Annotated in this window: 13 protein-coding genes; 7 read left to right on the top strand and 6 right to left on the bottom strand. The window is 68.5% G+C overall.

The features are described from left to right. Positions 1-212: 212 nt before the first annotated feature. Both ACMX37_RS13000 and ACMX37_RS12995 read right to left on the bottom strand, forming a co-directional pair. Positions 213-1283 (bottom strand): NAD(P)-dependent alcohol dehydrogenase, encoded by a 1071-nt coding sequence (locus tag ACMX37_RS13000; protein ID WP_483146328.1) that lies wholly within the window; start codon positions 1281-1283, stop codon positions 213-215. A 115-nt stretch (positions 1284-1398) separates the two neighbouring features. Beyond that, the gene (locus tag ACMX37_RS12995; RefSeq protein ID WP_483146327.1) at positions 1399-2193 is read right to left on the bottom strand and encodes an SDR family oxidoreductase; all 795 of its coding nucleotides are present in this window, start codon (positions 2191-2193) and stop codon (positions 1399-1401) included. Positions 2194-2366: 173 nt separating this feature from the next. On the opposite strand from ACMX37_RS12995, the gene ACMX37_RS12990 reads away from it, so the two are divergent. From ACMX37_RS12990 to ACMX37_RS12965, 6 genes are all read left to right on the top strand, one after another. Further along, complete coding sequence (locus tag ACMX37_RS12990; RefSeq protein WP_483146326.1) at positions 2367-3407, top strand: phytase; 1041 nt, start codon at positions 2367-2369, stop codon at positions 3405-3407. Positions 3408-3417: 10 nt separating this feature from the next. Further along, positions 3418-4776: an alkaline phosphatase PhoX gene (locus ACMX37_RS12985; RefSeq protein WP_483146325.1), complete on the top strand. Its 1359-nt coding sequence runs from the start codon at positions 3418-3420 to the stop codon at positions 4774-4776. Positions 4777-4786: 10 nt separating this feature from the next. After that, positions 4787-5350, top strand: a complete 564-nt coding sequence (locus ACMX37_RS12980) for a hypothetical protein (RefSeq protein ID WP_483146324.1) — start codon at positions 4787-4789, stop codon at positions 5348-5350. Between the two features lie 124 nt (positions 5351-5474). Continuing rightward, entirely contained in the window at positions 5475-5936 is a 462-nt protein-coding gene (locus ACMX37_RS12975; protein WP_088913387.1) for a Dps family protein, read from the top strand. Between the two features lie 70 nt (positions 5937-6006). After that, complete coding sequence (locus ACMX37_RS12970; protein ID WP_483146323.1) at positions 6007-6621, top strand: 6-phosphogluconolactonase; 615 nt, start codon at positions 6007-6009, stop codon at positions 6619-6621. Positions 6622-6625: 4 nt separating this feature from the next. Continuing rightward, positions 6626-7105, top strand: coding sequence for an NUDIX domain-containing protein (locus ACMX37_RS12965; protein ID WP_483146322.1), 480 nt, complete (start codon positions 6626-6628; stop codon positions 7103-7105). Here the strand turns inward: ACMX37_RS12965 and dinB are convergent. Continuing rightward, positions 7102-8235, bottom strand: coding sequence for a DNA polymerase IV (gene dinB / locus ACMX37_RS12960; RefSeq protein ID WP_483146321.1), 1134 nt, complete (start codon positions 8233-8235; stop codon positions 7102-7104). The genes ACMX37_RS12965 and dinB overlap by 4 nt on opposite strands. A 127-nt stretch (positions 8236-8362) precedes the next feature. On the opposite strand from dinB, the gene ACMX37_RS12955 reads away from it, so the two are divergent. Beyond that, a complete protein-coding gene (locus tag ACMX37_RS12955) occupies positions 8363-9607 on the top strand; it encodes a multidrug effflux MFS transporter (protein WP_483146320.1) in 1245 nt (414 codons plus the stop codon). A gap of 141 nt (positions 9608-9748) precedes the next feature. Here the strand turns inward: ACMX37_RS12955 and ACMX37_RS12950 are convergent, their stop codons facing one another. From ACMX37_RS12950 to ACMX37_RS12940, 3 genes are all read right to left on the bottom strand, one after another. Further along, positions 9749-11299 carry an acyl-CoA carboxylase subunit beta gene (locus ACMX37_RS12950; protein WP_483146319.1) on the bottom strand — a complete coding sequence of 517 codons (1551 nt, stop codon included), beginning with the start codon at positions 11297-11299 and terminating at the stop codon, positions 9749-9751. Between the two features lie 108 nt (positions 11300-11407). Beyond that, positions 11408-13312: an acetyl/propionyl/methylcrotonyl-CoA carboxylase subunit alpha gene (locus ACMX37_RS12945; RefSeq protein WP_483146318.1), complete on the bottom strand. Its 1905-nt coding sequence runs from the start codon at positions 13310-13312 to the stop codon at positions 11408-11410. Continuing rightward, the gene (locus ACMX37_RS12940; protein ID WP_483146317.1) at positions 13309-13797 is read right to left on the bottom strand and encodes a nuclear transport factor 2 family protein; all 489 of its coding nucleotides are present in this window, start codon (positions 13795-13797) and stop codon (positions 13309-13311) included. The genes ACMX37_RS12945 and ACMX37_RS12940 overlap by 4 nt, the downstream gene beginning before the upstream one ends. Positions 13798-13812: the final 15 nt, after the last annotated feature.

Raw genomic sequence — 13812 nt, 5'->3', positions numbered from 1 at the left:
CTTGACCTTCTTTTGTTTCGAACGGGCTCCGTTCGCAGCAAGAAAGCCAAATAACGCCCGCCACACACCACACAATTCGTTATGTGGGGCGATCTGTCATATTATCCGGATACTGTTGCTGCGATGAAACAAATTCCAAATACTCATTCTATACTTATAAGAGTATTCGAGTAGATTTATCATCGAAGATAGCAGAACATGCAGATGTCTGCTCAGGCGGCGCGCAGGCTCTCCATGTCGATGACGAAGCGGTACTTGATGTCGCTGGCCTCCATCCGGTCGTAGGCGCTCTGGATGTCCTGCATCCGGATCACCTCGATATCGGGCAGGATGCCGTGCGCGGCGCAGAAATCGAGCATCTCCTGTGTCTCGGCGAGGCCGCCGATGCCGCTTCCGGTCAGCACCTTGCGCCCCAGGAGCACGCCGGTGTGCAGCTCGGGCATCATGTCGATCATCCCGACCAGCACCTGCACCCCGTCGATCCGCAGCAGGTGGAGATAGGGCGTGACGTCGTGGCGCACCGGAATGGTGTTGAGCACCATGTCGAACCGCCCGCGTGCGGCCTTCATCGCCGCCTTGTCGGAAGTGTTGAGGAAGGCGTGGGCGCCCAGTTTCTCGGCATCGGCGCGCTTGCTCTCGCTGCGCGAGAGCACGGTCACCTCGGCCCCCATCGCCGCCGCCAGCTTCACCCCCATGTGCCCCAGCCCGCCGAGCCCCGCGACCGCGACCTTGCTGCCCGGCCCGACCTTCCAGGTGCGAAGCGGCGAGTAGGAGGTGATCCCGGCGCACAGCAGCGGCGCGGCCTCGGCCAGCGGCAGGCTGTCCGGCACCTTGAGCACGAATTCCTCGCGCGCCACGATCCGTTCGGAATAGCCACCGTGGGTCGGCGAACCGTCGCGCCGGTCGGTGCCGTTGTAGGTCCCGGTCATCCCGCCATCGAGGCAGTATTGCTCGAGGTCCGCCTCGCAATGGGCGCATTCCATGCAGGAATCGACCATGCAGCCGATCGCCACCCGGTCGCCCACCTTGTGGCGGGTGACGCTCTCGCCGACCGCGGCGACGATGCCGACGATCTCGTGCCCGGGCACCACCGGATAGGTCGTGCGCCCCCAGTCGTTGCGGGCGGTGTGGAGATCGGAGTGGCAGATGCCGCAATGGGTGATCTCGATCAGCACGTCGTCGTGGCGCAGCCCCCGGCGGGTGATCGACATCGGTCCGACCCCGCTGTCGGGCGCAGTCGCGCCATAGGCCTTGGTGGGGTATTCGTTGGTTGCGGTGGCCATGGGTCTCTCCTTCGCATTCGGCAATGATCGAGCCGCAGGCTCGCAAGGGCAAACGCCCGCCGGCCGGTAGGCCGCCCCCGCGGAGGCGTTGGCGCAGCCAACTAGCCGTGAGCGATCATTTGGGCGGCATCCTGATCGCCCCGTCGAGCCGGAACTGGTGGCCGTTGATGTAGCTGTTGCGCGCGATCTCGAGCACCAGCGAAGCAAATTCCTCGGGCTCGCCGAGGCGCTTGGGGAAGGGCACGCTGGCATTGAGCTGCGCCCACATCGGCGGGTTCCTGTCCTTCATCCCCAGCATCAGCGGGGTGGCGAAGATCCCCGGCATGACCGAATTCACCCGGATGCCGAGGTCCATCAGGTCGCGCGCCATCGGCAGGACGAGGCCGTTCACCCCGGCCTTGCAGGAACCGTAGATCACCTGCCCGATCTGCCCGTCCTGCGCCGCAACGCTGGCGGTGAGGATGATGCAGCCGCGCTCCCCGTCCGCGTTCACCGGCTCAGCATTGGCCATGCCCAGCGCCGAGATGCTGGCAACACGGTAGCTGGCGACGAGGATGCCCTCGGCCCCGAAGGCGTAGTCCTCGGTGGGCAGGCGCTTGTAGGCCCCCGCCTCCTTGTCCCAGCCGAGCGTCTTGCCCCGCCGGCTCGCCATCGCACAGTGGAGCGTCACGCGCTCCTGCCCGTGCGCGGCGCGGGCGGCGGCGAAGCCGGCCTCGACGCTGGCCTCGTCCATGATGTCGACATGATGGAAGGTCCCGCCGATCGCCGCCGCATGGGCCTCGCCCGCCTCGTCGTTGATGTCGAAGATCGCGACCTTGCATCCCGCATCCGCAAAGGCCTGCGCGCTCGCCTTGCCGAGGCCGCTCGCTCCGCCGGTGACGACCACGGCCATGCCGCTTTCGAATTTCATGGCTTCCGTTTCTCCCACAATCTGTTTTGCCCGTGGCTAGGCCTTTCGCGGCGGCGGCGCTAGCTCTCGAAATTGCGGGACGCCCGGATCGGCGGCGCGCGGGGACGGTCGCCTAACTGTCATGCTTGCGGCCTAGAGGCAGGCCATTCGGGACGAAAACGGGGTATGTCGGCATGATCAGACCTTTCCACGGCTTTGCGCTGCTCGCGCTCGGCATCGCAGGCGCCTGTGCGACGGTTCCGGCGATCACCGGCGATCCGGCGGTCACCGTCACCGCGCGGGCCGAGACCCCGCCGGTCGGCACGGCGCGCGAGGATGCGGCCGACGATCCGGCGATCTGGCGCAATCCCGCGAACCCCGCCGCGAGCCTGATCGTCGGCACCGACAAGAAAGGCGGCCTTTACGTCTATGACCTGAAGGGTGCCCAGAAGAGCTTCCTCGCCGGCCCCGGCCTCAACAATGTCGACCTGATCGAGCTGTCCGCCGGCCACGTGCTGGTGGTGGCGAGCGACCGCAGCGACCTTGCGACGGTGCAGCTGTTCCTCGCCCTGCTCGACACCGCCACGGGCCAGCTCGCGCCGGCGGGCAGGATCGCGGTCGGCCCGGGCGAGGGCTACGGCATCTGCATGGTCAAGCCCGCCGGGCGCGAGGGCGTGATCGCCTTCAGCGCGCCCAAACAGGGCACGATCTACCGCACGCTCATCACGCAAGGGCCGGGCGGCACCTTCAGCGGCACCACGACCACTCTCGCGCAGGTGCCGACCCAGACCGAAGGCTGCATCGCCGACCCGCGCACAAACACGCTCTACATCGGCGAGGAAGATGCCGGGATCTGGGCGATCGACATGACCACCGGCGCCAAGCGCATGGTCGCCGCCGTCGACAACAGGATGCTGGTCGCCGATGTCGAGGGCCTCGCCATCGCACCGGAAGGCGCGGACGGCGGCTATCTCGTCGCCTCCTCGCAGGGCGACAATGCCTATGCCGTCTTCCGCCTGCCCGATGTGACGCCGGTGGGCCGCTTCCGCATCGCGGCGGGGGCTTTCGGCAGCGTCGAGGAGACCGACGGGATCGAGCTGGACAACCGCGATTTCGGACCCGATTTCCCCGGCGGCATCTTCATGGCACAGGACGGCATGAACGCGCCCAAGGCCCAAAACTTCAAATTCGTGCGGTGGGACGATATTCTCGCCGCGCTCCAGACAGGACAGTGACCCCCCGACCATGACGACCACGCCCATCGCTCCCGATCGCCGCCACTTCCTCGGCACCGCCGCCACCGCCACCGCCTTCGCGGCGCTCGTCGCCAGCGGCTGCATGGCGCGGGGCAACGCAGGATCGGCGGGGGTGACGGGCACGGGCGGCAGCGCCGCGCCCTACGGCCCCTTGCGGCCCGACCCTGAGGGCTTTCTCGACCTGCCCGAAGGCTTCTCCTACCGCGTCATCTCGCGCCTCGGCATGGCGATGGACGACGGCGGCACCGTGCCCGACCGCGCCGACGGGATGGGGTGCTTCGACCTCGGCAACGGCGAGATCGCGCTGGTGCGCAACCACGAGCTTCAGCCGCGTCACGATGCGGGCGGGCCGATCGCCAAGGGCTACGGCAAGCGCAATGGCGCCTTCGTGCCGGGGGGGACGACCACCATCGTGCTCGATGCGGCGAGCCTGCAAGTGAAGCGCCAGTTCCGCAGCCTCGGCGGCACGATCCGCAACTGTTCGGGCGGGGTGACCCCGTGGGGCAGCTGGCTGACCTGCGAGGAAGCCCCGACGGGCCCGGGCCAGCCCTATGGCGAGGGGCTGGAGCAGGATCACGGCTGGGTGTTCGAGGTGCCCGCCTCGGCCCCCGGCCTTGTCGATGCCGCGCCGCTGAAGGCGCTGGGCCGTTTCAACCACGAGGCCGCCGTCGTCGATCCGGCCACGGGCATCGTCTACCAGACCGAGGACCGCGACGATTCGGTGCTCTACCGCTTCCTCCCCAAGACCCCCGGGCGCCTTGCCGAAGGCGGGCGGCTCCAGGCGATGGTGGTCGAGGGGCTGCGCGACACGCGCAACTGGAACGGCACGGCGATGGAGGTGGGCAAGCCCTACCGCGTCTCGTGGATCGATCTCGATGAGGTGGAAGCCCCGAAGGACGACCTGCGCCAGCGCGCGGCGGCGCGCGGCGCGGCGCTCGTCGCGCGGGGCGAGGGGCTGCACATGGGCGAGAACGCGGTCTTCGCCTGCTGCACCAGCGGCGGGGCGGCGCAGCTCGGGCAGATCCTCAAGCTGACCCCGGGCCTCGCCGGCGCGCCGGACACGGTCGAGCTGTTCTTCGAAAGCCGCAGCAAGGCCCAGTTCGATTACGGCGACAATCTCACCGTCGCCCCGAGCGGGCACCTGATCGTGTGCGAGGACCAGTACACCGACGTGGTCGACAACCACATCCGCGGCATCACCCCGGCCGGCGAGGCCTATCCGCTCGCCCGGCTGCGAGCCCAGACGGAGCTTGCCGGCGGCTGCTTCTCGCCCGATGGCAAGTGGCTGTTCGTCAACGTCTATTCTCCAGCGGCGACGCTGGCGATCACCGGCCCCTGGGCGGCCTGACCGGGACGCGGTGGACGGCTTTCTCCTGTCGCTGCTGCTGGTCGCCGCACTCGCCGCGGGCGGGCGCGACCAGTGGATGGTGGCGCGCTGGGCCGGGACGCTGGGCCAGAGCGGGCAGCTGCTGGCGGTGGCGGTAGTCTCCTCCTGCCTCGCCGCCGGCGCGATGGCCTGGATCGGCGCCGAGTTCGCCAGCATGCTCCCGCGCCGCGCGGGCCAGATGCTGGTCGCCTTCGCGCTCGCCGTGGCCGCCGCCGAACTCGCCCTGCCGGTGCGCCCGAAGGCGCCGGACGAGCCGACCCGCTCGCTCGGCGCGATCCTCGTGGTGCTGCTCGCCCGCCAGATCGGCGATGCCGCGCGCTTCGCCGTCTTCGCCCTCGCCGCCTGGACCGCCTTGCCGTTCACCGCCGCCCTCGGCGGCGCGCTGGGCGGCGCGGCGGCGGTGGGGCTGGGCTGGGCGGCAGGGCCCGAGGCGCTGGCGCGGCTCCCCTTGCGGATGGTGCGGATCGCGCTTGCCGTGGCCCTCGCCCTCACGGCGCTCTTCATCGGTCTCGACGCCCGCTTCGCCGCATTCTGATCGCTTTTGTCGATCACGGCGAGGACAATTCTCCCGAAACCCAATCCATTTTCCTGCATTGGGATAATGACCATATGGGCGACACCCCTAAGTCACCCGCGAAACACAAGACGGAGAAAATGCAATGGCCGACGCCAAAGCCAATTCGAAAGCCGCTCTCATCGATGAACTCAACGGCCTGCTGGCCGATCACTTCGCCCTGTTCATCAAGACCAAGAACTTTCACTGGCACGTGCGCGGCCCGCGCTTCCGCGACCTCCACCTCTTGTTCGACGAACAGGCGCTGGCGATCCGCGACCAGATCGATGTCATCGGCGAGCGGGTGCGCAAGCAGGAAGCCACCACGCTGACCTCGGTCGGCTCGGTCGCGAAGAACACCCAGATCAAGGACCAGGACAGCGCCACCCTGAGCGCCGAGGAGATGATCGCCGAGCTGCGCGACGACAACCGCAAGGTCGTCGAGCGCCTGAAGCGGATGAAGGAACTCGCCGAGGAAGCGGGCGACAACGCGACCGACGGCCTGCTCGACGACTGGACCGACATGGCCGAGGAACGCGTGTGGTTCCTCTCGTCGCTGCTCGCGTAAGCGGCACGGCACAGCGATCCGCGAAGGGCCGTCCCCATTGCCGGGGGCGGCCCTTTTGCTATGGGAGGGCATGGCCGAAATCACGATCATCGAGAGCGCCGATGCCGCCGCGATCGCCGACTGGCTGGCCGCGCATCTCGCCGCGCCCGGCGCCGTCAGCCTGCCGGGCGGCTCCACCCCCTTCCCGATCATCGCCGCGCTGATTGCGGGTGGCCGGGTCGACTGGACGGGCCGTGCGGTCTGGCCCAACGACGACCGCATCGTGCCCGAGGATCACGAGGCCTCCAACACCGGCAAGCTGCGCGCGCTGCTCGAGCCCGAGGGCGCGGTCGTGGTGCCGCTGGCCGAGGATGCCCGTCCGCCGCAGTTCGCGCTGACATGGCTCGGCATGGGGCCCGACGGGCACATCGCCTCGCTGTTTCCCAACACCGATCCGCAGGTGGATGACCCGCAGACGGTGCGCCGTCTCACCCCCGATCCGCTGCCGCCGCACGCGCCCTTCGACCGCATCACCCTGACGATCCCCGCCCTTGTCGACACGCAGGCGATCCTGTTCACGCTCGGCGGAGCCGCGGAGAAGCGTGCGGTGTTCGAGGCGGCGTTGCAGGGCGACAACGACCTGCCCGTCGCCCGCCTGCTCGGCGCGGCGCGCGCGCGGGGCATTCCCGTCACGGTCTTCGCCTGAGCCGATGCCGAACCTCCTGCCCGCCCCGCTCCACCGCGCGCTGATGCCGCTGGCGCATGCGGTCCGCCACGCCTGGCGGCGCTGGCGCAAGGCGCCGATCGCGGGGGTGAGCGTGATCGTCACAAATCTTTCGGGTGATGTGCTGCTGCTCCGGCATTCCTATGGCCCTGCGGTCTGGGCCCTGCCGGGCGGCGGACTTGGCAGCGGCGAGGACCCCGCCGAAGCGGCGCGCCGCGAGCTGCGCGAGGAGTTGGGGGTCGAACTCGTCCGCCTCGAGCCGGTCGGCACGATCGAGGAGGTGCTGTCGGGATCGCCCCACACCGCGCACATCTTCACCGGCGTGTGCGACCGCCACCCCGAGCCCGACCGGCGCGAGGTGACGGAGGCGCGCTTCTTCCCCTCGCACTCGCTCCCCGAACCGCTCGGGGACACCACCCGCGCGCGGATTGCCATGTGGAAGGCGCGCGGGGTGGGGCAGGGCTAGAGCAGCGAGAGCTGCGCCTCGTCGCGCGCAGGCTTGTCGTCCTCCGCGCCCTCCAGCCCCGAGAGCGTCAGTCCCATCAGCCGGATAGGGCCGCGCAGGGGCAGCTCCGCCTCGAGCAGCGCGCGGGCGAGCTGCGCGAATTCCGCCTTGCCGCTCACCCACCGCGGCAGCGAGGTCGCGCGGGTCATGGTGCGAAAGTCGGTAAACTTGAGCTTGAGCGTCACCGTCCGCCCCCGTGCACCGGCCGCCTCGATCCGCTCCCAGACGATGTCGATGATGTTGGCCAGGGTCTCGCGCAAAGCGGCGCCGCTGCCGATGTCCTCTGAGAAGGTGCGCTCGCCGCCGACGGATTTCCTGATGCGGTGCGCACGCACGGGCCTGAGGTCGATCCCCCGCGCGGCGCGGAACAGATAGTCGGCCATGCTTCCGAAATGCTGGCGCAGGAAGGCGATGTCCTTGGCCGCGAGGTCCGCGCCGGTGAGGATGCCGAGCTTCTGCATCTTCTCCTCCGCCCGCGGGCCGACCCCATGGAAGCGCCGGATGGGCAGGCCCGCGACGAACTGCGCGCCTTCGCCCGGGCGGATGACGCACAGGCCGTCGGGCTTGTTCTGGTCGCTGGCGAGCTTGGCGAGGAACTTGTTGTAGCTCACCCCTGCGCTCGCGGTCAGCTGCGTCTTGGCGCGGATTTCCTGCCGGATCAGCTCGGCAATCCGGGTGGCGCTGCCGATCCCCAATCGGTCGTCAGTGACATCGAGATAGGCCTCGTCGAGGCTCAGGGGCTCGATCACCGGAGTGTAGTGCTCGAACACCCGGCGGATCTGGCGGCTCGCCTCCTTGTAGGCATCGAAGCGCGGGCGCACGAAGACGAGGCCCGGGCACAGGCGCGAGGCGGTGACCGAGGGCATGGCGCTCCTCACCCCGAACTTGCGCGCCTCGTAGCTCGCGGCGGCCACCACCCCGCGCCCGCCCGCGCCGCCGACCGCCACGGGCCTGCCCTTCAGCTCGGGATTGTCGCGCTGTTCGACACTGGCGAAGAAGGCGTCCATGTCGACATGGATGATCTTCCTGAGGCCCGGGCTGCCTGCGGTCTCGTTGTCGTCATCGTCGTCGGGCGGTGCGGCGCTGGCCATGTCCGGCAAATAGAACCTTCCCCCGCACGAAGGAACTGTTGCTGGAACAATTCGCCCCGCCTGCCATTTTGTGCAGATGCGAAAAGAACAGTGGTCATCCGGCGAACCGATGGGCAAGGGCCCGGCCATGGCCACCTCGCTCGCCCCCGCCACGCCTGCCCGCAAGGCGCTCGGAGAGACCGAGCTCATGTGGATGATGGCGCTGCTGATGGCATTGAACGCCTTCGGAATCGACGCGATTCTCCCCGCGCTCGAGGCGCTCGCGGCCGATCTTTCGGTGAGCGGCAACGACCGGCAGTTTGTGATCGGGATCTACCTGCTCACCGGCGGCATCGGATCGCTGGTGCCCGGCGCCCTCGCCGACCGTTTCGGGCGGCGGCCGATCCTGCTCGGCTCGGTCGCGGTCTACATCGCCCTGTCGCTGCTGTGCGCGCTGGCGCCGAGCTATGACGCGCTGATCGCCCTGCGCGCGGTGCAGGGCTTCTTCGCCGCCGGGATCGTCGCCCTGCCGCCCGCGATCATCCGCGACCGGGTGGGCGGCGACAAGATGGCGCGCATGATGAGCCTCATCTTCGTGATCTTCCTGATGGTCCCCGCCGTCGCACCGAGCATCGGCGAGGCGATCCTCCAGGTCGGCAACTGGCGCGCGATCTTCGGCGCGGGTGCGGTGCTGGGCGTGGTGATGGGCCTGTGGGTCTTCGTCCGCCTGCCCGAAAGCCTGTCCGAGGCGAACCGCCAGCCGATCCGCCCGCGCGCCATCGCCGCCAACATGGGCCGCGCGCTCTCGACCCCGAGCGTCGCGGGCTACGTGATCGGCTCCGCGCTGGTGTTCGGGGCGCTGTTCGGCTTCATCAACTCCTCGCAGCAGCTGATCACCGAGACCTTCGGCGCGGGCGACATATTCCCGATGGTCTTCGCGATCTGCGCCGGGTCGATGGCCTTCGCCAGCTGGTCGAATTCGCGCATCGTCGAGCGGTTCGGCGCCCGCCGCGTGAGCCACAGCGCGCTGTTCGCCTTCATCGCGGTGAGCGCCGCGCAGGTGATGTTCGCCTTCCAGCCGGACGAGAGCCTGTGGGTGTTCGTGCCGCTGATGGCGATCAACATGGCGCTCCTGGGCTTCATCGGCAGCAATTTCGGTGCGATCGCGATGAACCCCTTCTTCGCCATCGCCGGCGCGGCGAGTTCGGCCCACGGCTTCGTCCGCATGACCACCGCCGCGCTGCTCGGCGGGGCGATCGGATATGCCTATGACGGCACGGCGCGGCCCCTGGCGTTGGCCCTTCTGGCGAGCGGGCTCACCTGCCTCGTGCTGGTGCTGTGGAGCGAGAAGGGCAAGCTGTTCGGGCCGAGCGACGCGGAGATGGGGCGCTAATCCTCCCCCTTGGGGGAGGGGAACCATGCGCAGCATGGTGGAGGGGCAGGTGCCGTTGGTTCCGAACCCCTCACTGTATTGAGCCGCCGAGCGTGCCCCTCCACCACCCTGCGGGTGGTCCCCCTCCCCTGAAGGGGAGGACTACTCAGCCCCCAACCGCCGCCACGCCAGCCCTGCGAACTCGCAGAGCAGGGGCCGGGTGTCGCGCGGGTCTATGATGTCCTCGACGTTGAACCGCTCGGCTGACCGGAACGGCGAGGTGACCTTGGCGAGCCTTGTGCGGATCTCCTCCAGCAGGGCGTCGGGGTCTTCGGCGGCTTCCAGCTCGGCCTTGTAGGCGACCTCCAGCCCGCCCGCGATGGGGAGCGAGCCCCAGTCGCCCGAGGGCCAGCAATAGCGGTATTGATACCGGTCGGCATTGCTCATCGCGCTCCCGGCGATTCCGTAGGCGCGGCGCAGCACCACCGACGCCAGCGGCACCGTCGCCCGGTAGATCGCGTTCATCGCGTTGACCCCGTAGCGGATCGTCCCCGCCATCTCCGCCTCGCGCCCGATCATGAAGCCCGGATTGTCGACGAGGTGGACGATGGGCAGGCGGAACTGGTCGGCGAGCTTGACGAAGCGTTCGACCTTCTCGCTGGTCTTGGCCTCCCACGACCCGCCGAGATAGCTGGGGTCGGAGGCGATGACGAACACCGGCCAGCCGTCGAGCCGCGCGAGCGCGGTGATCGCGGCGCGGCCCCAGTGCTTGCCGATCTCGAACACGGTGCCGGCATCGAACACCATGTCGAGACAGCGGCGCATTGAATAGACCTGCTTCTCCTCGCGGGGGACGAGGCTGAGAAGCGCCCCCTCGCGGCGGTCGACCGGATCGCCCGTCTCCACCCGGCGCGCGGGCTGGCCGACATATTCGGGCATGAAGCCGAGGAAATGCCGGGCGCGGGCGAAGGCCTCGGCCTCGCTCGCCACCTCGTCATCCACCACGCCGTTGCGGGTGTGGATCGCGCTCCCGCCGAGCGCCTCTTTCGCTTCCTCGTGATTGGCCGCGCCGCCCTTGTAGGCGTCCCCCAGCCCGTCGACCACCGCAGGCCCCGCCGCGAAGATCTGCGAGAGGCCCTTCACCATGATCGAATAGTGGCTCGCCACCGTCCGCGCCGCGCCGAGGCCGGCCGTTGGTCCCAACGCGAGCGCCACCACCGGCACCGTGTCGAGGTTCGTCACCACATCGCCCCAGCCGGGCACGGCGGGGATATAGGTCGCGCCGATCTGTTCGAGCGTCTTGACGCTGCCGCCGCCGCCCGTGCCGTCGATCATGCGGATGATCGGCATCTTGAGCTGGTGCGCCATCATCTCGGCCTGCACCATCTTGCGCGCTATCCCGGCATCCGCCGCCCCGCCGCGGATGGTGAAATCGTCCGCCGTGGCGACGACGGGGCGGCCGCCCACCAGCGCCTTGCCGAAGAGGAAGGGGGCGGGGGTGACATGCACGAGGTCGCCATTGGCGTCATACTTGGCGCTGCCGGCGATCTTGCCGATCTCGCGGAAGGAGCCTTCGTCGCACAGCGCCGCGAGCCGCGCGCGGGCGTCCATCTTGCCCTGCCCATGCTGGCGCGCGACCTTGTCCGCGCCGCCCATCTGCTCGGCCAGCGCCTCGCGTTGGCGCAGTTCTTCGAGTTCCTTCTGCCACGACATCCCAATCTCCGTTCGGGCTGAGCTTGTCGAAGCCCCGTCCTTTGTCTTTGGATGCGGTGCTAGAAGAAAGTGCCGCCCTTCGACAAGCTCAGGGCGAACGGAGAGGCGTTATTCCGAAGCAGGCACCACCCGGCAGAGCACCGCCTCGACCTGCACCTGCGACCCCGCGCTGACCTCCAGCCCCTCGACCACCCCGTCGAAGGGCGCGGTGAGGGCGTGTTCCATCTTCATCGCCTCGAGCACCATGAGCCGCTGCCCGACGGTGACGGCCTGCCCCTCGGCGACATCGACCGCGATGACCTTGCCCGGCATCGGCGCAATGATCGCACCATCGGCGGCGGAGGCTTGGCCGGTGCCTTCCGGACGCTCAAGCCTGATCCGATGGGCATAGCCCTTCTCGAAATAGATCCGGGTCGGCCCGTCGATTACGCTTGTTCGCTTGGTGTCGAATGCCAATGCGTGTTCACCGACAGCCACTTCAACCAGTTCGCCATCGGCTTCGAGCCTCACGGTTCGGCGCTCAGGTCCGTTCAGCCGGAAGCCGAACCGCAATTGATGGAGCTGATAGAGCGGGTTGTTTAGGCCGCCCGGCACGAGTTCGGTGGAGAAGTCATCGGCAGCATACTGAAGCAGGGCGTCATCGGCCTTCGGCACGGCGATAAGTCGTTCGAGGTTGTCGCCGATGAAGCCGGTCGTCATCGCGCCTTGCCGCACGAGCGGTTCGTCACACAGGCGTGCAAGGAACCATGCGTTTGTCTTCACAGGTTCGACTTCCACCGCTTCACAGGCGTCGATCAGATTGTCGAGCGCATTGTCACGGTCAGCGCCCCAGCAAACAATCTTGGCAACCATCGGGTCGTAGAACGGGCTGATGATGTCGCGCTCTTCGACCCCAGTCTCGATGCGGTCGCCTGCTCCCAAGTTGAGGTAATCCAACCGCCCCGTGCTCGGCAAAAACCCCTTGGCCGGGTCTTCCGCATAGAGCCGCGCCTCGATCGCGTGGCCGTTGATCGACAGTTCCTCCTGCCGCTTCGGCAGCGGCTCGCCGCTCGCCACGCGCAATTGCCATTCGACCAGATCGACCCCGGTGATTTCCTCGGTTACGGGGTGCTCCACCTGAAGCCGGGTGTTCATCTCCATGAAGAAGATGCGGTCTGCGCGCAGGCCTTCGGAGGCGTCGGCGATGAATTCGATCGTGCCCGCCCCTTCGTAATCGACCGCCTTCGCGGCGCGCACGGCGGCGGCGCAGATCGCCTCGCGGGTGGCCGCGTCCATGCCGGGGGCGGGGGCTTCCTCGATCACCTTCTGGTGGCGGCGCTGGAGCGAGCAGTCGCGTTCGAACAGGTGGACGACGTTGCCGTGGCTGTCGCCGAACACCTGCACCTCAATATGGCGGGGCGAGGTGATCCACTTTTCCAGCAGCACCTCGTCATTGCCGAAGCTCGCCTTGGCCTCGCGGCGGCAGGATTCCAGCGCGGCCACGAAATCCTCGGGGGCATCGACCTTGCGCATCCCCTTGCCGCCGCCGCCCGCGACCGCCTTGATGAGGACGGGGTAGCCGATGGCCTCGGCCTCCTTGGTCAGGCGCTCGACCGACTGGTCGGAGCCGTCATAGCCCGGCGTCACCGGCACACCGGCGGCGCGCATCAGCTGCTTGGCCGCGTCCTTGAGGCCCATCGCGCGGATGCTGGCAGGCTTGGGACCGACCCAGATCAGGCCCGCATCCAGCACGGCCTGCGCGAAATCGGCATTCTCCGAGAGGAACCCGTAGCCCGGATGGATCGCATCCGCCCCGGTCTGCCTGGCCGCCGCGATGATCTTCGCGCCGACAAGGTAGCTCTCGGCGGCGGGCGAGGGGCCGATATGCACCGCCTCGTCGGCGCTGCGCACATGCAGCGCCTTGGCGTCGGCGTCGGAATAGACCGCGACCGTCGCGATCCCCATCGCGCGCGCGGTGCGCATGATCCGGCAGGCGATCTCGCCGCGGTTGGCGATCAGGAGCTTGGTGATCATCGCGCGGGCTCCTCCGGAGCGCCGAGGGCGGCGCAGCGTTCTGGCACTTCCATCGAGAAGCTGGTGTTGGCCACCTTCCAGCCCCTTTCGCCCCGCACGAGGCTCATCGAATTGATCCCGCAATGGCTGGTCTTCCCATCGGAGATGAAGCGATAGGGGCCCCACACCTGCGCCATGTCGCCATCGACCCGCACGGTGTCGTAGCGCATCACCTCGTCCACCATCGCCGTGCCCCTGGTCCAGCGTGCGAGGTGATCGGCGACGGGGATGACCATGATGCGCGGGGTGGCCGGGTTCATGCGGTCGCGGACATAGATCATCCCGCGCGGGTCCATCTCGCGGGCGAGCGCGGTGCGATCCTCGCTGCGCAGGGCGGTGAAGAAGGCGTCGACCGCGGCGGTGACGGCAGCCTCGTGCGGCAGAGGCGTTTCGGCGGCAAGCGGCGCGGCGGCGAGGAACGCGGCGGCGGTGAGAAGGGCTTTCATGCCTGCCGGATTAGC

This window comes from Porphyrobacter sp. THAI-01a (genome assembly GCF_056868655.1).
The sequence above is the reverse complement of the archived record's forward strand: the minus strand, read 5'-3'. Positions and strand labels throughout refer to the sequence as shown.

Coding starts and splice junctions, on each gene's coding strand:
- ACMX37_RS13000 (WP_483146328.1), bottom strand. CDS start 1,283: ATGGCCACCGCAACCAACGAATACCCCACCAAGGCCTATGGCGCGACT.
- ACMX37_RS12995 (WP_483146327.1), bottom strand. CDS start 2,193: ATGAAATTCGAAAGCGGCATGGCCGTGGTCGTCACCGGCGGAGCGAGC.
- ACMX37_RS12990 (WP_483146326.1), top strand. CDS start 2,367: ATGATCAGACCTTTCCACGGCTTTGCGCTGCTCGCGCTCGGCATCGCA.
- ACMX37_RS12985 (WP_483146325.1), top strand. CDS start 3,418: ATGACGACCACGCCCATCGCTCCCGATCGCCGCCACTTCCTCGGCACC.
- ACMX37_RS12975 (WP_088913387.1), top strand. CDS start 5,475: ATGGCCGACGCCAAAGCCAATTCGAAAGCCGCTCTCATCGATGAACTC.
- ACMX37_RS12970 (WP_483146323.1), top strand. CDS start 6,007: ATGGCCGAAATCACGATCATCGAGAGCGCCGATGCCGCCGCGATCGCC.
- ACMX37_RS12965 (WP_483146322.1), top strand. CDS start 6,626: ATGCCGAACCTCCTGCCCGCCCCGCTCCACCGCGCGCTGATGCCGCTG.
- dinB (WP_483146321.1), bottom strand. CDS start 8,235: ATGGCCAGCGCCGCACCGCCCGACGACGATGACGACAACGAGACCGCA.
- ACMX37_RS12955 (WP_483146320.1), top strand. CDS start 8,363: ATGGCCACCTCGCTCGCCCCCGCCACGCCTGCCCGCAAGGCGCTCGGA.
- ACMX37_RS12950 (WP_483146319.1), bottom strand. CDS start 11,299: ATGTCGTGGCAGAAGGAACTCGAAGAACTGCGCCAACGCGAGGCGCTG.
- ACMX37_RS12945 (WP_483146318.1), bottom strand. CDS start 13,312: ATGATCACCAAGCTCCTGATCGCCAACCGCGGCGAGATCGCCTGCCGG.
- ACMX37_RS12940 (WP_483146317.1), bottom strand. CDS start 13,797: ATGAAAGCCCTTCTCACCGCCGCCGCGTTCCTCGCCGCCGCGCCGCTT.